Annotated in this window: 18 protein-coding genes and 1 pseudogene; 9 read left to right on the forward strand and 10 right to left on the reverse strand. The window is 66.8% G+C overall.

Annotation, left to right across the window (positions count from 1 at the left end):
• Positions 1-60: 60 nt before the first annotated feature.
• The 3 genes from QMG72_RS16060 to QMG72_RS16070 form a co-directional block, all read right to left on the reverse strand.
• Positions 61-1,017, reverse strand: a complete 957-nt coding sequence (locus QMG72_RS16060) for an L-lactate dehydrogenase (RefSeq protein ID WP_226775808.1) — start codon at positions 1,015-1,017, stop codon at positions 61-63.
• Between the two features lie 16 nt (positions 1,018-1,033).
• Positions 1,034-1,777 carry a glucose 1-dehydrogenase gene (locus tag QMG72_RS16065; RefSeq protein ID WP_226775807.1) on the reverse strand — a complete coding sequence of 248 codons (744 nt, stop codon included), beginning with the start codon at positions 1,775-1,777 and terminating at the stop codon, positions 1,034-1,036.
• Positions 1,778-1,959: 182 nt separating this feature from the next.
• Positions 1,960-2,577: a uracil-DNA glycosylase family protein gene (locus QMG72_RS16070; RefSeq protein WP_226775806.1), complete on the reverse strand. Its 618-nt coding sequence runs from the start codon at positions 2,575-2,577 to the stop codon at positions 1,960-1,962.
• Positions 2,578-3,055: 478 nt separating this feature from the next.
• On the opposite strand from QMG72_RS16070, the gene QMG72_RS16075 reads away from it, so the two are divergent.
• Positions 3,056-5,188: a glycoside hydrolase family 3 C-terminal domain-containing protein gene (locus tag QMG72_RS16075; protein ID WP_283481050.1), complete on the forward strand. Its 2,133-nt coding sequence runs from the start codon at positions 3,056-3,058 to the stop codon at positions 5,186-5,188.
• Between the two features lie 44 nt (positions 5,189-5,232).
• On the opposite strand, the gene QMG72_RS17790 is transcribed toward QMG72_RS16075, so the two are convergent.
• Complete coding sequence (locus QMG72_RS17790; RefSeq protein WP_502934668.1) at positions 5,233-6,600, reverse strand: HNH endonuclease; 1,368 nt, start codon at positions 6,598-6,600, stop codon at positions 5,233-5,235.
• A 98-nt stretch (positions 6,601-6,698) separates the two neighbouring features.
• Here QMG72_RS17790 and QMG72_RS16090 point away from each other — a divergent pair, with 98 nt between their 5' ends.
• Positions 6,699-7,208, forward strand: coding sequence for a hypothetical protein (locus QMG72_RS16090; RefSeq protein ID WP_253031771.1), 510 nt, complete (start codon positions 6,699-6,701; stop codon positions 7,206-7,208).
• Here QMG72_RS16090 and QMG72_RS16095 read toward each other — a convergent pair.
• The gene (locus QMG72_RS16095; protein WP_283481053.1) at positions 7,205-8,701 is read right to left on the reverse strand and encodes an amidohydrolase; all 1,497 of its coding nucleotides are present in this window, start codon (positions 8,699-8,701) and stop codon (positions 7,205-7,207) included. The genes QMG72_RS16090 and QMG72_RS16095 overlap by 4 nt on opposite strands.
• A 372-nt stretch (positions 8,702-9,073) precedes the next feature.
• Between QMG72_RS16095 and QMG72_RS16100 the strand changes: the two genes are divergently transcribed.
• The 6 genes from QMG72_RS16100 (at position 9,074) to QMG72_RS16125 (ending at position 15,204) form a co-directional block, all read left to right on the forward strand.
• Positions 9,074-10,129, forward strand: a complete 1,056-nt coding sequence (locus QMG72_RS16100) for a zinc-dependent alcohol dehydrogenase family protein (protein WP_226774159.1) — start codon at positions 9,074-9,076, stop codon at positions 10,127-10,129.
• A 53-nt stretch (positions 10,130-10,182) separates the two neighbouring features.
• Complete coding sequence (locus tag QMG72_RS16105) at positions 10,183-11,862, forward strand: DUF4389 domain-containing protein (RefSeq protein ID WP_283481054.1); 1,680 nt, start codon at positions 10,183-10,185, stop codon at positions 11,860-11,862.
• 236 nt (positions 11,863-12,098) lie between these two features.
• Positions 12,099-12,935: a DUF4397 domain-containing protein gene (locus QMG72_RS16110; RefSeq protein ID WP_283481056.1), complete on the forward strand. Its 837-nt coding sequence runs from the start codon at positions 12,099-12,101 to the stop codon at positions 12,933-12,935.
• A 79-nt stretch (positions 12,936-13,014) separates the two neighbouring features.
• On the forward strand, positions 13,015-13,788 hold the full coding sequence (locus tag QMG72_RS16115) for a sortase domain-containing protein (RefSeq protein WP_283481058.1): 774 nt from the start codon (positions 13,015-13,017) through the stop codon (positions 13,786-13,788).
• Positions 13,785-14,414: an RNA polymerase sigma factor gene (locus QMG72_RS16120; RefSeq protein ID WP_226774155.1), complete on the forward strand. Its 630-nt coding sequence runs from the start codon at positions 13,785-13,787 to the stop codon at positions 14,412-14,414. The genes QMG72_RS16115 and QMG72_RS16120 overlap by 4 nt, the downstream gene beginning before the upstream one ends.
• The gene (locus QMG72_RS16125; protein WP_282360820.1) at positions 14,401-15,204 is read left to right on the forward strand and encodes an anti-sigma factor domain-containing protein; all 804 of its coding nucleotides are present in this window, start codon (positions 14,401-14,403) and stop codon (positions 15,202-15,204) included. The genes QMG72_RS16120 and QMG72_RS16125 overlap by 14 nt, the downstream gene beginning before the upstream one ends.
• A 25-nt stretch (positions 15,205-15,229) precedes the next feature.
• Here QMG72_RS16125 and QMG72_RS16130 read toward each other — a convergent pair whose 3' ends face one another.
• From QMG72_RS16130 to QMG72_RS16150, 5 genes and pseudogenes are all read right to left on the reverse strand, one after another.
• Positions 15,230-15,652 (reverse strand): DUF4282 domain-containing protein, encoded by a 423-nt coding sequence (locus QMG72_RS16130; RefSeq protein ID WP_283481060.1) that lies wholly within the window; start codon positions 15,650-15,652, stop codon positions 15,230-15,232.
• A 376-nt stretch (positions 15,653-16,028) separates the two neighbouring features.
• Positions 16,029-16,139: pseudogene (locus QMG72_RS16135) on the reverse strand (hypothetical protein); the annotation flags it as partial.
• Between the two features lie 36 nt (positions 16,140-16,175).
• On the reverse strand, positions 16,176-17,030 hold the full coding sequence (locus tag QMG72_RS16140; protein WP_226774152.1) for an SDR family oxidoreductase: 855 nt from the start codon (positions 17,028-17,030) through the stop codon (positions 16,176-16,178).
• 4 nt (positions 17,031-17,034) lie between these two features.
• Complete coding sequence (locus QMG72_RS16145; protein ID WP_283481061.1) at positions 17,035-18,039, reverse strand: aldo/keto reductase family protein; 1,005 nt, start codon at positions 18,037-18,039, stop codon at positions 17,035-17,037.
• Between the two features lie 40 nt (positions 18,040-18,079).
• A complete protein-coding gene (locus tag QMG72_RS16150; protein WP_283481063.1) occupies positions 18,080-18,745 on the reverse strand; it encodes a hypothetical protein in 666 nt (221 codons plus the stop codon).
• A 226-nt stretch (positions 18,746-18,971) separates the two neighbouring features.
• Here QMG72_RS16150 and QMG72_RS16155 point away from each other — a divergent pair, with 226 nt between their 5' ends.
• Positions 18,972-19,409: a YchJ family protein gene (locus QMG72_RS16155; protein ID WP_226774149.1), complete on the forward strand. Its 438-nt coding sequence runs from the start codon at positions 18,972-18,974 to the stop codon at positions 19,407-19,409.
• The last annotated feature ends 15 nt before the right edge of the window (positions 19,410-19,424 follow it).

Genomic DNA, 19,424 nt, shown 5'->3' on the forward strand with positions numbered 1-19,424 from the left:
CCCGCCGGCGGCGCCCCCGTCTGGTCCCGCCGGCGGCGCCCCCGGGACGGCGCAGCCCTGTTAGATCCCGAGCGTCGCCAGTGTCTGTTGCAGGGTTTCGGCCGAATGATGCAGGGAGGCGAGTTCGCCGTCGTTCATTGGGGTATCCAGGACCGCGCGAACCCCGCCGTTCCCGACAATGCTGGGCAGGGACAGTGCCACTCCGGAGATCCCGTACTGGCCATCGAGCACCGTGGAGACAGGCAGAACCGCGTTTTCCGAGCGCAGCAGGGCTTCCACGATCCGGGCGCCGGACAGACCGATCGCGTAGTTGGTAGCGCCCTTCCCGGCGATTACTTTGTAGGCGGCCTGCATCACCTCCCGCGCGGTCTCGGCGAGGTATTCCGGCGAGAAGATACGGGCGCCATCGACCATCCACTGGCGGATCGGTACGGGGCCGATTGTGGCGCCTGACCAGACGGGGAACTCGGTGTCGCCGTGTTCGCCCACCATGCTGGCGTGGACGCTGGTAACTGATACGCCGGCCTGCCGCGCCAGCAGCCAGCGCAGCCGGGACGTGTCCAGCACCGTGCCGGAGGAGAAGATGCGCGCGGGCGCCAGCCCTGAGATCTGCCGCGCCGCGACCGTCAGCACATCGCAGGGGTTGGTCACCAGCACATAGACGGCATCCGGGGCGTGGGCCAGCAACTGCGGCATAAGCTTTTCGAGGATGCGGACGTTGGTGCCGGCCAGGTCCAGCCGGGTCTGCCCCGGCGCCTGTTTCGCCCCGGCGGTGATAACGACGACGTCGGCCCCGTCGATCGCAGCAATGTCCCCGCCGCCGGCGACAGTTGCCGCAGCGGCGGTGAACTGGGTGCCGTGTGCAAGGTCGAGGACCTCGGCCTCAGCCTTGGCGGCGTTGACGTCAAAGAGGGCGACGGTGCTGGCGGAGCCGCGGATCAACGCGGCGTAGGCCAGGGACGTGCCAACGCTGCCGGCGCCAACGATCGCGAGTTTGGATCCAGGATTCTGGGTCATGGGTTGCTGCCGGTACTCAGGGGGCCGGAGGTGCGACGGTGCCGGCCGTCTCGCCGCCGTCAATCACGAACTCGGCGCCAGTGACAAATGAGGACTCGTCAGCCGCCAGGTACACCGCAAGAGCCGCGATCTCCGGCGGTTGTCCGGTCCGGTGCAGCGGGACATGTCCAGTGTCGAACGTCATGCCAGCGGTCATGGGGGTCTCGATGACGCCGGGATGGACGGAGTTGACCCGGATGCCGGAGCTGCCGAGATCCAGCGCGGCACTCTTGGTTAGGCCGCGAACACCGTACTTTGACGCCGTGTATCCGGAGAGCTGCTCGTAGCCGCGCAGCCCGGCGATCGAGGAGACGTTGATGATGGAGCCGCCCCCGGCCCGCGTCAGCGCCGGCGCGGCGGCCTTGATTCCGTTGAAAACACCCGTGAGGTTAACGTCGATGATCCGGGCCCACTGTTCCTGCGGATACTCGTCGATTCGGCCGAACGTTACGATGCCGGCGTTGTTGACCAGGATACTGAGGCTGCCGAAGTTGGTTTCGGCCGCCGCCACTGCCGCGTCCCAGTCCGCCGGCTTCGTGACGTCCAGATGTACATAGCGAAAGCCGGCACCGAGAGTCCCGGCCAACTGCCGGCCATCCTCATCCAGGACGTCGCCGGCTACCACTTTCGCCCCCTCGGCAAGGAAGCGCTCCGCAATGGCTGCACCGATGCCGCGGGCTCCGCCGCTGACCAGGGCCACTTTGCCGTCCAACCGTCCCATAACCGAGTCCTCTTCGGGAGTGAGCCTTCCCAGGGACGCAGCCGTCCGGGCTCGTCCATAAGCTCACCAAGGACGGCCGGGCTTGGGCAGGGCCGTTGGACCCTACGCGGCGGGAACGACGGCGGCGGGGGCGGCCGCCGTCGTACCGCCCCCCGCGGTGTCAGCTCGAGTGCGGTGTCAGCTCACAGGTGCTGGATGCCTGCCCGCTGCATGGCGTCCTTGTAGACCTCGACGTTTTTGCTCAGGAGTTCATCCTGCTTGGCTGCCGAGACGGCAAAGGCGCGGCCGCCCAGCGCGGTGGCCTTGTAGATCTTCACGCCCCGGTTCTTCAGGGAGGAGTGGTAGGTCTTCTCGAAGAGCGTCAGGAAAGCGTGCGCGTCGGCACCGTGGGCGATGACGGCGGAGACGCGCTTGTTAATCTTGAGGAACTGGCGGAACGGCCGCAGGCCGTCGGTCTTCTCCTGTACGTTCAGCGCCGAGGGGAGCTCGGGATCGCGGACCCAAGGGTAGGCGTTCCACGGCATAACGTAGCGGGCTTCGAGTTCAACGGCTTCGTAGATGGACGTGGCGCGGCGGGCGGTCTCGTCATCGTTGAAATGGGAAACGAAGCCCGACTCGGTGCCCTTGCCCGGAGCGATGTGGAGGCTGACGATCCGGCACTCATCCTCGTCGTGGACGGGGTCAATGTACGGGACAACCGACCCCGGCTTCTTTTCCATGAGTTCGTCGCAAAGCTGTGTAACGGCGGCGATATTCGGTTCTTGCAGCAGGGTCTTCTTTTCGTCCCAGTCAATCGTCACGATTTCTCCCTCAGCGCTCGGCGTCCAGAATCAGGCGTCTTGTTCCACTCTACGCTTTTGGGCGCGGGGGCGTCGGTTGGCCTCGGATCGCGGCACGCTCGGGCCGGACAGCGAGCCCCGACCGGCCCGCCGGGCAGGGCAAAGGTCCCGGAAGTCGGGACCTTTGCCCTACCAGTGCCCGCGGTCCGGGCGTACGCTTAAAACACCTGCAGGTAACCATCTGATTCAGCCGGGTCGTTCTGGACATAAAAATGTCCGAGCCAGCTCATAGCGAGATCGCGAAGGTACCTGCAGGCCTTGCATTTAAACAGGCGGCGCCGGGCTCGGCGACGGCAGTGGCAGTGGCTGCGTGGCATCGGCGTCCATCCGAGCCTCTGGTTTCATCCACCAACCGCGGGCAAGATGGAACCCATCCTCAGGTCCCCAATCCGCCGCGGCCCGCAGTTCCATGCCGGGGCTGACCCGAAAGCAGGCTAGCGTGAACTCAGAAGCGATGGAACGGGCCCGGGAAGCCGAGGCGCAACTGACGGATGACGAGCGCTTCTCGCTCCTGATCAGCGTTATGGGTACCAATGCAGTGCTCACGGAGAAAGATCCGCGCATCCCGGACGGCGTCCCGATGAGCGCCGGTTACACGCCCGGGATTCCGAGGCTGGGCATCCCGGGCCTGCTGATGACCGACGCGAGCCTGGGCGTGACCAACCCGGGCTACCGGGAAGGGGACACCGCGACGGCGCTCCCGGCGTCAATCGCCCTGGGCGCCAGCTTCAACCCCGTGCTCGCCCGCAGATCCGGGCAGCTGATTGGCAGGGAGGCCAGGAGCAGAGGGCTCAACGTCCTGCTCGCCGGCGGACTGAACCTGCACCGCGACCCGCGAAACGGCCGGAACTTTGAGTACCTCTCCGAGGACCCCTGGCTCACTGGAGTCCTTGGCGCGGAGTCGGTCGAGGGCATCCAGGGCGAGCAGGTGATCTCCACGGTGAAGCACTTTTCGCTGAACTGCAACGAAACCAACCGGCACTGGCTGGACGCGGTCATCGACCCGGCAGCGCACCGGGAATCCGACCTGCTCGCGTTTGAGATCGCCATCGAACGCGCCCGGCCCGGATCGGTCATGACCGGATACAACAAAATCAACGGCACCTATGCGGGCGGCAACGACGGGCTGCTGCAGGGCATCCTGAAAGGCGCCTGGGGCTTTCCCGGCTGGGTCATGTCCGACTGGGGCGCTACGCCCAGCTGGGGCTTTGCGCTGCAGGGCCAGGACCAGGAATCAGGCGTTCAGATTGACGTCATGATGTGGGGGCAGGAGAGCTTCACCGCACCGCTGCGTGCGGCCTTCGAGTCGGGCGAATTTCCCAAGCAGCGCCTGTCCGAGATGGTGCAGCGTATCCTCTACGCCATTTTCGACGTCGGCATCGACCGCTGGGAGGGAACGCCCGACGTCGACCCGTCCGCCCATGCCGCCGTTGCCCTGGAGACGGCACGGCAGGGGATTGTCCTGCTCAAGAACGACGGTGTGCTCCCGCTGGAGGTGCCGTCCACCGCCGTTGAACGGTTCAAAATTGCCGTCATCGGGGGACATGCCCAACTGGGCGTCCCCGCCGGATGCGGCTCCAGCGCCGTCACCCCACCCGGCGGATACGCCGAAATCCACTCGATCGGCGGCCCCGGCATTATGGGCAGCATGCGGAACCTGTACCTGCTGCCGTCCTCGCCGCTGGCAGAACTGCAGAAGCTGCTGCCGGACGCCGAGATCGAGTACGACCCCGGCATGAACCCCAGGGAGGCGGCGCTGCTGGCACGTCGTTCCGATGTCGCCATCGTTTTTGGAATCCGGGTCGAGGGCGAAGGCTACGACAACGCTGACCTGTCCCTGCCGTGGGGGCAGGACACCGTAATCGACGCTGTTGCGGGTGCGAACTCGAACACCGTCGTCGTCCTCGAGACCGGCAATCCCGTGGCGATGCCGTGGCTCCCGAATGTCAGGGCCGTGCTGGCGGCCTGGTACCCCGGCCAGTGCGGTGGCCAGGCGATCGCCGAAATCCTCGCCGGTGTCACCAACCCGTCCGGAAAACTCCCGCTGACCTTTCCGAAAGATCTGGACCAGACACCGCGGCCGGTACTGCCGGGCCTCGGTACACCGTGGGGTACCCCAACGACGGTCACCTACAACGAGGGATCCGACGTCGGGTACCGCTGGTTCGCGAAGGCCGGGAAGAAACCCCTGTTCCCTTTCGGCCACGGACTCAGCTACACCCGCTTCGGCTATGGAAACCTGACAGTGCAGGACCGTGGCGGGGTGCGGGCCGAAGTTACAGTCACCAATGAAGGGCCGCGCTCCGGGGCCGATGTGCCCCAGCTTTACCTCCTTGAGGACCCTGCGGGACCCCGGATGCGTCTGCTCGGCTTCGAGCGTGTGGACCTCGAGCCCGGCGAATCACGGACCGTCGAGCTAACTGCTGATCCGCGGCTGCTGGCCAGCTATAACACCGGGCGCGGGCAGTGGCATATCGCCGCAGGCAACTACCGGCTGGCGCTCGGTCCCTCGGCCGGCGACTGCAGCCTGGAAGCTGACGTGTACCTGGCCGAGTCGTGGTTCGGGCGCTAGCCATTAGCTGGCCGAGGGCGGATTTCGCGGGATGAAGGTCGGATTCAGGCCGCGGCCGATGCCGTAGGTCCCGGGAGTGGCGGTGCGGTGGAGCGGTAGTGGTGGCCGGTGGGGGTATGGATTTCGAGGGTGTGTCTGGGTCCTGGCCGGGGCCGGACGGTCCAACCAGGGGTTTCTTTGACGTGGTTGCAGGCTTCGCAGAGCCCGGCGCCGTTGGCTTGAGTGGTACGGCCGCCGCGGTGCCAGGGAATGATGTGGTCCAGGTGCCGAATGGGGGCGTCGCAGAACGGGGTGCGGCAGGTGTTGTCCCGGACCTGGATGAGGCGGCGTAGCCCGGGCGGGAAGAGCCGGGCGCGGGAGTCCATGGCGACCAGTTCCCCGGTGCCCGGGGCGGTGTAGAGCCGGCGGAGCCAGACGTTCAGGGCATGACTCGCAGCGGTGTCGGCGTCAGGGTCGTCGTCGGCCTCCGCGGGGTTCCCTGTGCCGGGCTCCTTCCTATTACCGGCGTGTGTGAGCATCTCGCGGGCCCAGCCGCCGGGGACGATGCCGTAGCCGGGGAGGCGGGCGGGTTCGCTATCGCCCTGGAAGAGGGTGCGGTCGGTCAGGACGAGCTGGATTTCGATGCCGCTGATCCCGCCGGCCTTTCCGGTGGTGCCTTCGACGAGGGCGTCGGCCATGAGCTGCCCGCGGGTCCGAGGGTCCCCGCCGGCGCGGAGGGCGTCGGCGTGCCGGGTCAGGGCGGCGTGGACGGAAACACCGCCGGCGATGGGGAGCAGGGCGGTGAGGTAGCACATGGTGTCCGGGGCCGGGCGGAGGCTGACGTGCCGTTCGGTGGCGGCGTGGCTGGCGCGCTGGGTGACAGTGCGGGGGTCCAACCGGTAGGCGGCGGTCCGGGCTGCGGCAATGATGCCCCGGTCCCCGGTCCCGTCGAAGGTTCCGGCGTCGGGGGCGAGTTCGGCGTCGACGGCGGCCCGGTCGGCCGCGGAGAGGCAGGCGGTTTCCTTCACGAGCAAGGTGGCGCGCCATTCGTTGAGCTGCCCGGTCTCGAGCGCCGCGAGGGTGTGGGGCATTTCGGTGACGAGGGCTTTGGCCAGGCCCAGGAGCCGTCCGCCGCGGGCTGGGGATTCCCGCCGGGCCAGCGCGATCTGCGCGCCGACCCCGGCTCCCAGTTCCGCGGCCGGCATCCCCAGGTCCCGCTGTTCGCGGCGCTGGATCAGCTCGAATGCGACGGACAGGCGGGCCTGACGGGCAGCCAGGGCAGACTTCTGGTCCTCCAAGGACCGGATCTCAGCAATCAAGCGCACACCGTCCAGATCCGGCACGACCCTGCTCAGTGGCATGGCTGCATCTTCGGTGACCGCCACACCAACCGCCGCTTCCAGAACCACGTCGGGCCCCTGCTTGCCGTCCATGGAATCAGGCTACCGGGCACCTGCGACATTAAAGAGGCCCCGGAACCTGCGTATCCGTAAGCTTGAAGGAACGCCCCTCGCCCCGATCCAAGGAACCCATGCCGATCAACAGACAAACACTGAAACAGGACGGGTTCACCGGTTTCCGCCCGCTCGGAGACCTTGATATCAACCGGATCCCGCAGAAACCCGGGATTTTCGCCGTGCTGCAGCCGGAGGGCTTCCGACAGCAGTTCCTGGCCAAGAGCACGGCCGGCATCTTCAAGAAGAAGGACCCCACCCTGACGGCGAAAGCGCTCGCTGCCGAATGGGTCGACGGCGCCGACGTCCTCTACGTGGGGAAGGCCGGCCCCGGCAGCAAGGGCAACCGCGGACTGCGCCGGCAGATCCAGGAATTCGTCGACTTCGGCATCGGCAAACCACCCGGCCACTGGGACGGCCGGCTGATCTGGCAGCTCGCCGCCGCCGGGTCGCTTGTTGTCGCGTGGAAAGAGCTGCCTGTTGAGCAGCTCCATGCGGCCGAGGCCGGACACCACGCCGCGTTTGTTGATCAGTACGGACGGCTGCCCTACGCCAACCTGGTCCAGGCCCGGGTCAAGGGCAGCTAGCTCCAGGCTGCCCCGCCGTGCGTAAAGCGCCCCGCCACGAGCGTTGCAGCCACCGGCATCGCCGCGAAGACAGCATCGGATACCGCCAGCGGGTCGCCGTCGAGTACCGCGAGATCCGCCGGATCCCCCACCCGGATCCTGCCCCGCCCTCGTGTTGACGCCGTCAGGGCATCCTGCCGTGTAAGTGCCTGCTCCGGGTGCCAAGGGTCTCGACCGTCCTGCCGCGCCCGTGTGGTGGCCGCCGACATTGCGGTCCACGGTTCCAGCGGAGCCACTGGCGCGTCGGAGCCCAGCGCCAGCGTCGCACCGGCGGACAGCAGCGACCGGAGCGGGAATGCCCGGTCGGTGCGCCCCGCCCAGTTGGAATCGGCGGCATCGCGATCGTCCAGGGCATGGGCGGGCTGGACACTCGCCGTCAGGCCGAGTTGGCCGAAGCGGGCGAAGTCCTGGCCGCGGACGAACTGGGCGTGCTCGATCCGCCCGGCGATCCCGGCCGCGGCGAAGGCATTCAAAGCCACCTCGTTGGCGCCGTCGCCGATTGCGTGCACGGCCGGGACAAAGCCGGACTCTTTGGCCCGGACCAGCAGTTCCAGCAGTTCGGCCTCGCTCACCGTGAGCAGCCCGCGGCCGCCGTGCGGGTACGGGTCCACACAGAAGGCGGTGCGGGTGTTCAGCGAGCCGTCGATCAGCACCTTCAACGGGCCCACCCGCAGCAGGCCCGCCCCGCCGTCGAGTTCCTGCCCGGTCCGCATCCCCTCCGCAATGGCCCGGGCCAGATCCCGCGGATAGACGCCGGCCTCCACCCGGAACGAATCAAAGCCGGCCGCAACGCGACGCCGCCAGACGCCGGCGTTCCACGTCATTTCGAAATCAACAATCCCCACGATCCCGCGCGCGGCCGCAGCCTGCGCCGACCCCCGCACCCAGGCATCCACCACGGCATCGGGCAGGTAGCCCAGCTCACGGGTCAGTTCGAAGGCCGGCTCCTCGCGCAGCAGCCCTGAGGCGTCCACTGTCAGGCCATAACGGCGAGCCGCCGCATTGTTGAGCCAGACGCAGTGCAGGTCGTGGCTCAGCAGCGCCACCGGCACGCCCCCGGTGGCGCCGTCGAGCAGCTCCAGGCTGGGCACATCCGCCCAGAGAGCGTCGCGGAAGCCGACGCCCACCACCGTCATGCCGCCAGCGCTATGGCTGGCGAGACGGGAACTGACGACGTCGGCTGCCGCATGCGCCGAGGCGGCGCCGGCGAGATCGATCCGGTTGGCGGCGAGGGCCCACTGGGTCATATGGACATGTTCATCCCACAACCCCGGGATAAGGTAGCGGCCGCCCAGATCCGCCACCCGGGATGCAGCGACAGCCGGCAGTCCGGCGCGTTCGATCCGCGCCACCACCCCGCCGCTTAGGTGCAGGTCATACAGCGTCGTCCCGCCGGGGAAGCGCGCCGAGGCGAGAACGAGGTCATTGCGGGGAACGTCAGCAGTCTCGGGCATAGGACACAGGGTATGGGCCGGAGCGCAATGCGCCAATCCGGGCCCTCCGCCGCCGCTGGCTGCCAGGGGTCGGGCCGGACACGGGACTTTCGCCCCTTACCCGGGAACCGGGTACCGGCGAGGCTGGATTCGTAGCGGTTCCTGCGCGGGCATTGGGGGATGAACCGCTTGCATATGGGTGGTCCGGGTCCCGCTCGAGCCTTGGGAAGAAATAGCGTCCTGCTCACGGGCTGCGCGGGAGGTATCCATCTCCGTGCCCCACGGGCAGCAGGTAAGCCGTGGCGGCACTTTCGACGTCCAAGACGCTTCGTTCACACCGTGCCGGCACCGCGTGGCCAATCCACCGGCCGTCACCACAATCAAGGAGAACGCATGAAAGCCCTCGTTTACGGCGGTCCAGGAGAGAAGTCCTGGACCGACGTCCCCGATCCCAAGATCCAGAATCCCAGCGATGTGATTGTCAAAGTGGACACTACAACGATCTGCGGGACAGACCTCCATATCCTCAAAGGTGATGTCCCTGCCGTCACCAAAGGCCGGATTCTGGGCCACGAGGGCGTGGGGACCATCACCGAAACCGGCTCGTCGGTCACCAGCCTGAAGGTGGGCGACCGCGTTATCATCTCGTGCATTAAGTCCTGCGGCCACTGCGCCAACTGCAAGACCGGCCTCTACTCGCACTGTATGGGCGGGGAGGGTGCAGCCGGCATCGGCTGGGTTTTTGGGCACTTGATCGACGGCACCCAGGCCGAATACGTCAGGGTCCCCTACGCCGAAAACTCCCTTCATTTGCTCCCCGAGGGCGTCACCGATGAACAGGCAGTGATGCTTTCCGACATCCTTCCTACCGGCTTCGAGATCGGGGTGCAGTACGGCCGCGTCAAGCCCGGCGATACGGTCGCCGTCGTCGGCGCGGGCCCGGTAGGCCTCGCCGCCATCGCCACCGCCGGTCTCTACGGAGCTGCCACAGTCATCGCCGTCGACCTTGACGCGAACCGGTTGGAAAAGTCCCGGGAGTTCGGCGCCACCGACGTTGTCCTCTCCAGCGACCCGGACTGGAAGGATCAGGTGCTCGCGCTGACCGATGGTCAGGGTGTTGACGTGGCGATCGAGGCGGTCGGCATCCCGGCGACTTTCAGCATGTGTACTGAAATCGTGCGCCCCGGTGGCAACGTGGCCAACGTCGGTGTGCACGGCAAGTCTGTGGAGCTGCACGTGGAAAGCCTCTGGATCCAGAACATCAATATCAGCATGGGCCTGGTCAACGCCAACACCACCCCGATGCTCCTCAAACTCGTGGCTCAAAAGAAGGTTCCGGCGGAAAAGTTCGCCACCCACCACTTCACGTTCGACCAGTTCCTGGAGGCCTACGACACGTTTGCCCGTGCCGCAGAGACGAAGGCGCTCAAAGTAGTCATCACGGCATAAAAGCCCTGGTTGTCTGAGCAGGGTTATCCGAGTGATCTGAAAGGATGGCGGCCATGCGACCAGGCCGGATCGTCATGCTGGTGCTGGGTACGCTCAGCGCCCTCCTCGGGCTGGGGCTGCTGGCCGGAGCAGGCGCCGCGGGCTTTGGCAACTATGTCCAGCGCGACAACGGGTACTTCACCACGCCTTCGGAACGGTACGCCACGAGCGGCTACGCCTTGACCACACCCCGCCTGGACATCATGACGGAGCGTGGAGTGCCCGATGCCGTTCCGGTCGGCGTGGTCGGAAGCCTTATGCTGAGCGGTTCGGGGGAGTCCGGCAAGGACATCTTCATCGGGGTCGGGCCGCGGAGCGACGTGGCGGCCTACCTGGACGGTGTCAGCCATGCGGAGATCACCGATGTCCGATTCAACCCTTTCCGGGTGGAGTACCGGAGTGTGGCCGGGGCCAACGTTCCGGCGCGGCCGGCGGACCAAAGCTTTTGGGCCGCCTCTGCTACCGGTGCGGGGGAGCAGCAGCTGGAATGGGACCTGCGCTCCGGTAGCTGGGCTGTGGTGATTATGAACGCGGACGCCAGCCCTCCGACGGCCGTTGAGCTAAAGGCCGGAGCCCGCTCCGAGCTGTTGTGGCCAGTCTTCGTCGGTCTCCTGATCGGCGGGGTTGTATTTCTGCTGATAGGGATTCCGCTGATCGTGCTTGGCGCCGCCGGTTTGGGTCGGGGTGGTCCGCCGCCGATGCCCGGGCAGAGCTGGGCGGTGGCCGGAGCGGCAGCCCCCCAGTTCCCTGCGGCCGGTGCGGCGGCGGGTGCCCCGCCGGGATCTGCCGCCGTCTATCCGGCCCGGCTCAGCGGCTATCTGGACCCCAAGCTGTCCCGGTGGTTGTGGCTGTTCAAATGGTTCCTGGCGATCCCGCACTTCATTGTGCTCTTTTTCCTCTGGTTTGCCTTTGGCGTGGTCACGATCGTGGCGTGGTTCGCGATCCTCTTTACCGGCCGCTACCCGCGCTCGCTGTTCAACTTCAACGTCGGCGTTCTCCGCTGGAGCTGGCGGGTGGCCTTCTACTCCTACGCGGCGCTCGGCACGGATATCTATCCGCCGTTCACCTTGGCGCGCACGGACTACCCGGCGGACTTCGACGTCGATTATCCGGAGAAATTGTCCCGCGGCCTGGTGCTCGTGAAGTCCTGGCTCCTGGCCATCCCGCACCTGCTGATCGTGGCACTGCTGACCGGAACTGCCCAGACGTGGGTCTACCGGGACGGTCGCTGGGCGCAGGTGGGCGTAGGGGTGTCGCTGCTTGGGCTGCTGGTTCTCATCGCCGGAGTGGTCCTGTTGTTCACAGGGGCGTACGCGAGGGGGCTCTTCGATTTCCTGCTGGGGCTCAACCGCTGGATTTACCGCGTCTGGGCCTATGTTTCCCTGATGCGGGATGAATACCCGCCTTTCCATTTGGATTCGGGGCCGCGTGATCCGGGTGACACCGCCGCGATACCCCCGGCATGGTCTCCCGCCGGGCCCGGTGCGCCCGGTGGCGGTCCCGCCGGGCCCGGTGCACCCGGTGGCGATCCCGCCGGGCCGACAAATGCCCGGCCGACAAATGGCGGGCCGGGCTTCTACGGCATCGGTGGGCCAGCAGCCCGCGGCCCGGAAAAACGCGAGACTCCAGCCGGACCGGAGGCCGCGGCGGGCCCGACCGTCCCAGCGAGCCAAGACAACCGGCCGAGCCACTAGTCCATTCCGGGACCCCAGTCCGTTTCGGGACACTCGACGCAGCGGCCGGGAAGTCCACCGGAGTGCCCGGCCGCTATGCCGAAACCGCCGCCATAGTGTTGGCCGTGCTTCGACGCTGCCTTCGACCTCCTTCGAAAAAATTGTTTACATGCACGTGCATCCAAACGGCCCCGTGCGCCGGTAGTAGGTGTGTAAGCAAAAATCGCCCGCCCGGCGGGCCGTTGAAGGAGATGTAGATGCGTACCAGGATTTTCGCAGCGGGCGCCGTAGTAATTGCGGCAGCTCTCACCCTTGCCGGCCCCGCCCAGGCCGCCGAGTCCGACGCCCAGCTTTCCGTCCTCCATGGCGTTCCCGGACTTACTGTTGACGTCTGGGTGAACGGCGAACGGACCCTTGACAACTTCGCTCCGGGCACCCTGGCCGGTCCGCTGGCCCTTCCGGCCGGCGACTATGACCTCGCCATCACCGCCGCAGACGCCGCGGATGCCTCCGCCCCTGTGATCGGACCCGTGAAGGTTACCCTCGCTGCCAGCGGCAACTACACGGCCGTCGCAAACCTTGACGCAGGGGGGAAACCGACGGCTAACTTCTTCACGAACGACGTTTCACGGCTGGAGCCCGGTAAGGGAAAGCTCACTGTCCGCCACACCGCAGCGGCGCCGGCCGTGGACATCCTCGCCGGTGGTGCCTCCGTGATCTCCGGCCTGGCCAACCCCAATGAGAAGACCCTCACGCTGGATCCCGGCACCCTGTCCGTTGCGGTTGCTGCCGCCGGGACCACGGCTCCGGTGATTGGTCCGGCCGATGTGACGGTTGCGGAGGGCACTCACACGATCGTGTACGCCTGGGGCAGCCTCGCGGACAAGAACCTGATGCTGGCCGTGCAGAACATTGAAGGACTGCATTCCGCCCCCGCCGGCGTTCCCGGCGGACGCTCCGGTGCCGTTGACGCGGGAACCGCATCAAGCGGTCAGCCGGCCGCGATGGCAGGCATTGGTGTTGTGATCCTCCTGCTGCTGGGAGGCGGCGTCGCTTTGTCCCGCAGGCAGCCGGTGTTCCACCGCACCCGCTAAGCCGCAACCACAAACCCCGGCCGCCCGGCTACCCGCCGGGCGGCCGGGGCCCGGGTCTCACCACGTCAGGAGGACGGTCATGAAGCGCACGACAACGGCGGAGGGCGCCGGGGGATCGTCGGCTCCTTGGCAGCGGACAGCCGAAAGGAGCCCAGCCGCGCGACACGCGGCCGCCGCCCTCACGATGGCCCTGCTGATTGCGGGGTGCGCCGCTCCGCAGGTCGTTGTGGCGCCGTTAACCCCGGCAACGGGGAGCCCGGCAACGGAGAGCGCCGCAATGGAGGCGTCCGTCCCCGACGCGGGCCGACCCAGCCTGGAGCCCCCGCCGCCGGTACAGGCTGCGACTCCTGCAGTCCCCACCTCAGCTATTCCGGTCCGGCCGGCAACCCCACTGGTCCGGGCGCCCAAGGACCCGGCCCCCCGATTCCTTACGGTGGAGGGAACCACCATCAACATGCCCATCGTGCAGGTGGGTGTCAGCCCCGACGGGGCCATGGAGATCCCGGATCCGTTCGACGAGGCTGGCTGGTACCGCTACGGCCCGGCTCCCGGGGCCGCGGCCGGATCCGCGGTGCTTGCGGCACACGTCGACACGACCTCCGATTCGGCGCCCTTTTCCCAACTAAAGTCCCTCGCGCCCGGCACCATTGTGACGGTCCAGCGCGAAGGGTCGGCAGCCCTAACGTTCCGGGTGACCGGGGTCGAACTTATGGCCAAAGACGCGTTCGACGGCGTCTCCATCTTCCGGCGTGACGGTCCGCCCCAGTTGAAACTGGTGACTTGCGGGGGCCGATGGCTGGACGAACAGCAGGACTACGGTGACAATGTGATTGTCACGGCGGCTCCGGCATGATTCAAGGCGCAGGGCTCATCGTCGCCACCAACAGCGGGAAGGAGCCGGGATTGGCACCTCGCGAGGACTCTTCCGGCTGGGACCCGGAACTCACCGAATCTTTCGCCGCCGGTGACGAAACTGTGCTGGCAGAGGCGTACCGGCAGTTCTCTCCCCTGGTGCATACGCTGGCGCTTCGCTCGCTGCGCGACAACTCCGCGGCCGATGACGTTACCCAGGAGGTGTTCATCCGGGTGTGGCGGTCGCGGTCTGCGTTCGACCCGAAGAAAGCGCGGCTGCCGGCGTGGATCGTGGGCATCACCCGGAACGTGATCACGGACGCGCAAGCGGCCTCGATGCGGGAAGCCCGGAAGGTACTGGCCGCCGTCGAACGCTCCCCGGACCCGGAACAGGCGGCCGGGCACGCGGCTGCGGAGGTTCTGGCCGACCGACTGCTGCTGGACGGGGAACTGGAGAGACTGGGCGAGCCGCAAGGATCAATCCTAAGGCTTGCCTTCTACGATGACCTGACGCATTCGCAGATTTCACAGAAACTGGACCTGCCGCTTGGTACGGTCAAGAGCCACATCCGCCGCAGCTTGTCCCAGCTCAGAAGCCGATTGGAGGTAGACCGTGCAACATCTTGATCCGGATTCCCTGAGCCTGCTAGCCCTCGGCGAAGCGATCGGCGACGACGCCGCGGACCACCTCCGGGCCTGCGCTGGTTGTGCAGCAGAATTTTCTGGCCTCCGCCGCGCTGTGCTGGCGGCCAAGCCCGGACCGGCCATCGTCGCCTTGGAGCCGCCGGGGCCGCAGGTGTGGGCAGGGATTCACGGCGTCCTGGGGCTTTCCGCCGCTGTAGCTGCCGACCCGCTGTGGTCCGCGCCGACGCCGGGTTCCCGCCCGGTGGCAGCGACTGAGCCACCGCCGGCGCATGGGTCCGTGACGCCGTTCCCGTCCCGGGCGGAAAGCACCGGCGAGCAGCAGACGGGCGGATGGCGCTTCGGCCGGATCCGCCGGTCCGGGATGTGGCTGGCTGCGGCCGCGGCCACAGCGCTGCTGGCCGGCGGGGCCTTCTGGTCCATACAGCAGAACCAGTCGGCGGTGACCCCACTGGCACGGGCCGAACTCACTCCGGTGGACCGGCATTCCGCGACCGGATCGGCCCGCGTCGTCGAGGCCAAGGACGGGCAGCGCACCCTGGAGGTACAGGTCGACAAAAACGAGGCCCGCGGCTACCAGGAGGTCTGGCTGATCGCGCCGGATCTCTCGCGGCTGGTGAGCCTGGGGGTCATGACCGCCGGCTCCGGCACATTTTCCGTGCCGGAGGGCCTGGATCTGGCCGAATACCCGATCGTGGACGTGTCCGACGAACCGGTTGACGGGAATCCCGCGCACTCCAGCGTCAGCATTGTCCGCGGGACCCTTGCCTTGTGAGCTGACCGATCCCCAGATGCCGGCCCTACTGCCCTGGCGGCTGTTCCGGCGTCCGGTATCCGGCGGGGTACTGCTGCGTTCCGGGTGACTGGGAGGTCGGCGCATTCCACACCGGCGGCGAGTTGGGCCAGGCAGGGAGCCCGCCGTGGGTTCCTGCGGCGGGCGTTCCGCCCTGGAGCCGGACCAGCTCTGCGGTGTTTTCCGCGGTGCGGATACCGGCTACGAGGGATTCGAGGCCGATTCTTGCCAGCGCGAGGTAAATGATGACGAACAGGGGCCCGATCACCAATAGAACGAGCAGACCCAAAACGGGGCTGCGGCTGCTAAACGCTGCGATAACAAAAACCAGGTACATCACGCCTAAGGCGATCATGATCAGGATGTAGACGATCTTGGCGATGGATGGCGAGATAAAACGAGTAAATGACAGGTCAAACAAGTTCTTCACAATTTCCCCCAAAGTAGCGCCGTTGACAGCGACGATTTATGTTTGTCACGCTGAGCATAACCGCAGCTGCGGCGGTTTCCTGCGGTTTTGCTGTTGTGCTGCGTCGAGTGTTCAGCGAACCGTCGAAACGGCCGGGCCCAGGGCCTTCCGGGACGCCGGCGGGCCTGCTGAATAACGAGGTGCCGCAAGGGGGCTGCTGCGGGGTAGGACCGCCCACCTGAACTGCACCGCAACGCCTGCCGACGTCGGAAATCTTGCCTGCTTTATGGCCCCAAATAAGGTGGTGGTCGTCTCCGGGGACACTGTCAGCATTTCAGCAGTCGCGATCGAAGACTATTGGGGCAGTGCCACGTGGGACTAAACCGGGGACGGCCTGCTACTGGACCGTCACCTTGATCCGTTGCACCACGTTATTGCCCATCCCCTGGTAGTTCCAGGACTGTTCCAGTGGCTGGATTGCGCCGGAGGCGTCAGTGGCGCGGCAGGACCGGGTGCGGCGTCAACACCGGCCCAGTCCCGCAGCTTAGATCGCGTGCGACTCGGCCAGGAACTGCGCCAGGCCCAAAGGTTCGCGGCCGGTGAGTTCGTGGACGGCCGACGTCGGCCCGGCCAGTTCACCGGTGACGATTGCCGTGTAGGTGCTCACCCAGGCGTCCACCTGCCACGCCGGAGCCCCGTAGGAGGCGCGCGAGGCGTACGCCTCATCCAGGCTCTCGTTGTGGAACGTGATGGTCCGGCCGGTCCCGGCGGTGAGAAGTGCCGCGGCCGAGGCCAAGGAGAGGTCCTCAGGTCCGGTGAGGTCGTAGGTTCTGCTGATGTGCAGGGACGGGTCCCGGAGCACGGTCACGGCGGAGCGGGCAATATCCGCCCGGGCAACGGCCGCCATGGAACCGTCCCCGGCGGGTCCGCGGATCACGCCGTCCTCGCCCGCCAGCAAGGGCAGGAAATCGAGGTAGAAGTTGTCCCGCAGGAAGGTGTAGTCCATACCGGAAGCCCTGATGTGTTCCTCAGTGGCGAAATGGTCCCGGCCGAGAGTGAAGGCGCAATCAGCCGCCGCGCCGAAGAACGAGGTGTAGACGATGTGCTGCACACCGGCTGCGGCAGCCGCGTCCACGAAGGTGAAGTGCTGCTGCATCCGGTCTTCGGCCTCGGCGGCGGAGACCATAAAAAGCGTCTCCACCCCCGCAAGTGCCGCTTTTGCCAGCGCCGGGTTGGCGTAGGTCACGACGGCGGCGTCGGCGCGTTCCAGCTGCGGGGCCCTGCTGGGGTCACGGACGAGCAGTCGTTGCGGGGTGCCGGCGTCGGCCAGGTGGCGGGCCACCATGCCGCCGAGGTGCCCGGTGGAACCAGTGACGGCGAGCGTGGGCGTACACGTCACGGGCCTAGGCCTCCCGGGACGCCGGCGACTTGGTCTGCGCCGGGTCGCGCTCGGCGAGAGAGCCGATCGCGGCGTCAATCTTGGCCATGATCCCGGCATCCAGCTGCACGCCCGCCGCCGCGACGTTCTTCTCGATCTGCTCCGGCCGGGATGCGCCCATAATGGCCGAGGCCACGTTTTTGTTCTGCAGGACCCAGGCAATACTCAGTTGGGCCATGGTCAGGCCGGCCTCGTCAGCGATTGGTTTGAGTTGCTGCACGCCGGTGAGGACCTCGTTGGACATCCAGCGCTCGATCATCTTCGAGCCGCCCTTGGAATCCGTCGCCCGGCTGCCCTCCGGCGCGGGTTTGCCCGGGTGGTATTTCCCGCTCAGCACACCCTGCGCCATCGGTGACCAAACGATCTGCGAGAGACCAAGTTCCTCGGACGTCGGAACCACCTCGGCCTCGATGACCCGCCACAGCATGGAGTATTGCGGCTGGTTGGAAATCAGCTGGAAACCCAGTTCCCGGGCGAGGGCATGGCCGTCGCGGATCTGGTTGGCGGTCCATTCGCTGACGCCGATGTAGAGGGCCTTGCCTTGCCGCACGATATCCGCGAACGCCTGCATCGTCTCTTCCAGCGGGGTTTCGTAGTCGAAGCGGTGTGCCTGGTAGAGGTCCACGTAGTCCGTCTGCAGCCGCGAAAGGGAGCCGTTGATGCCCTCCATAATGTGCTTGCGGGACAAGCCAAGATCGTTGTGGCCCTTGGGGCCGGTAGGGCCGAAGACTTTGGTGAAGATTTCCAGCGACTCGCGCCGCTCACCTTGGAGGGCCTTGCCCAGCACGGTCTCCGCGGCGGTATTGGCGTAGACATCTGCCGTGTCGAAGGTGCTGATGCCGGCGTCGAGTGCGGCCCGTACGCACTGGGTTGCGACCTCGTTCTCTACCTGCGAACCGTGGGTAAGCCAGTTGCCAAAGGTGATTTCCGAAATCTTGAAGCCGCTGTTCCCGAGGTATCTGAATTCCATGGGTTCCAACGTAGCCGACTTAGCTTCCGGGGGTAAGGCCCTAGCTTGCCTTGCGCTTCTGGGACTGGGTCCCGGATGGTCGGGCGTTCGGCTGCCGGGAAACGGACGCGCGCAACGGCTTCAGCGGAGGCCGCCCGGAAACGGAAGCGAGCGAACCAGTGTCCAGCAGCGACTGAGGCGCAGGCAGTGGGATCTTTTTGAACGCGGCCGGGACGCTCCCAAGCTGGCCGTTCCGGTCGGTGGAGGACTCTACCAGCGGAGCTACGGCACGCACGTCACATGCCGGGACCGCCGGGTCCGGCAGTTCGCGGACCGTGACCTTAACGGCCGGCGCGATCTTCGCCTTGGCGCGGGCAGCTGCGCGGGCGTCCGCCTGCGCGACGGCGTCAACCCAGCCCGCTGATAGGGCAGGTTCCGTCCTTACCGGCCCGGCCGCTTGGGCGGGCTCGGAAGGGTGGGCCGGACGATGCTGGATCGTTACGGCGGCGCGAACCGGACCGGTGTGCTCGACCGGTTCGGCGGTTCTGCCTGCTGCACTGAAGAGCGCGCGTCCCAAGGCCATAACGGTCACGGCGATCAGCCGGCCGAGGCCTGCAATCACCAGCGTGGCAACAAAGGCCAGGAAGAGACCGAAGGTCATCACAAAGGCAACGGCCAAGGTCCCGAAGAACGTCAGATTGAGGGCGATGGTTGTCGGATCTCCCATTTCACCTCTCCTTGCTGGCCTTGCGGCGGCGCGTCCCGCTCTGCGCTGCGGGCAACGGCACCCCTTAACCATACGTACTTTCTCTGCCGGACACGCAGGCAGGCGGTGTCTTCGCCAAGACGTGTCGAAGCTGTTACGGACCCGGCTCGGCCAGCACCATCGGGCCTGCGTCTATAGTCGGAAGGAGCCTCGCCGGCGTCGTCCGGCAACCTGGAAAGGACAAACTGTGACGCCCCCAGACACCGCCCCTCCCGGATCCGGCCAACCCGGTCCGGCCCCGTTCACGGACAACTGCCCGTGCCTCTCGGGGGAGCAGTACGGTCTCTGTTGCGGCAGGTTCCACAGCGGCGCGGCGCAGGCATCGACGGCCGAACAGCTGATGCGCTCCCGGTATAGCGCTTTTGTGCTGCTGGATGCGGGCTATCTGCTGCGGACTTGGCACCCGGACAGCAGGCCGGCCGCATTGGACCTGGATCATGGATTGCAGTGGCGGCGGCTGGACATCGTCGCCACCCGGCGCGGTGGCCCGCTGGACTCCGAGGGCATCGTGGAGTTCAAGGCCCATTTCCGTCACCACGGCGGACGCGGCGTTCACCATGAGACCAGCCGCTTCGTCCGGGTCGACCGCCGCTGGTATTACGTTGACGCCGTCGAGTTCGGCTGAATGACCGGCTTGCAG

The organism is Pseudarthrobacter sp. PH31-O2 (genome assembly GCF_030063265.1).
GTDB lineage: Bacteria > Actinomycetota > Actinomycetes > Actinomycetales > Micrococcaceae > Arthrobacter.

Coding starts and splice junctions, on each gene's coding strand:
- QMG72_RS16060 (WP_226775808.1), bottom strand. CDS start 1,017: ATGACCCAGAATCCTGGATCCAAACTCGCGATCGTTGGCGCCGGCAGC.
- QMG72_RS16065 (WP_226775807.1), bottom strand. CDS start 1,777: ATGGGACGGTTGGACGGCAAAGTGGCCCTGGTCAGCGGCGGAGCCCGC.
- QMG72_RS17790 (WP_502934668.1), bottom strand. CDS start 6,600: ATGGACGGCAAGCAGGGGCCCGACGTGGTTCTGGAAGCGGCGGTTGGT.
- QMG72_RS16090 (WP_253031771.1), top strand. CDS start 6,699: ATGCCGATCAACAGACAAACACTGAAACAGGACGGGTTCACCGGTTTC.
- QMG72_RS16095 (WP_283481053.1), bottom strand. CDS start 8,701: ATGCCCGAGACTGCTGACGTTCCCCGCAATGACCTCGTTCTCGCCTCG.
- QMG72_RS16100 (WP_226774159.1), top strand. CDS start 9,074: ATGAAAGCCCTCGTTTACGGCGGTCCAGGAGAGAAGTCCTGGACCGAC.
- QMG72_RS16105 (WP_283481054.1), top strand. CDS start 10,183: ATGCGACCAGGCCGGATCGTCATGCTGGTGCTGGGTACGCTCAGCGCC.
- QMG72_RS16110 (WP_283481056.1), top strand. CDS start 12,099: ATGCGTACCAGGATTTTCGCAGCGGGCGCCGTAGTAATTGCGGCAGCT.
- QMG72_RS16115 (WP_283481058.1), top strand. CDS start 13,015: ATGAAGCGCACGACAACGGCGGAGGGCGCCGGGGGATCGTCGGCTCCT.
- QMG72_RS16120 (WP_226774155.1), top strand. CDS start 13,785: ATGATTCAAGGCGCAGGGCTCATCGTCGCCACCAACAGCGGGAAGGAG.
- QMG72_RS16145 (WP_283481061.1), bottom strand. CDS start 18,039: ATGGAATTCAGATACCTCGGGAACAGCGGCTTCAAGATTTCGGAAATC.
- QMG72_RS16150 (WP_283481063.1), bottom strand. CDS start 18,745: ATGGGAGATCCGACAACCATCGCCCTCAATCTGACGTTCTTCGGGACC.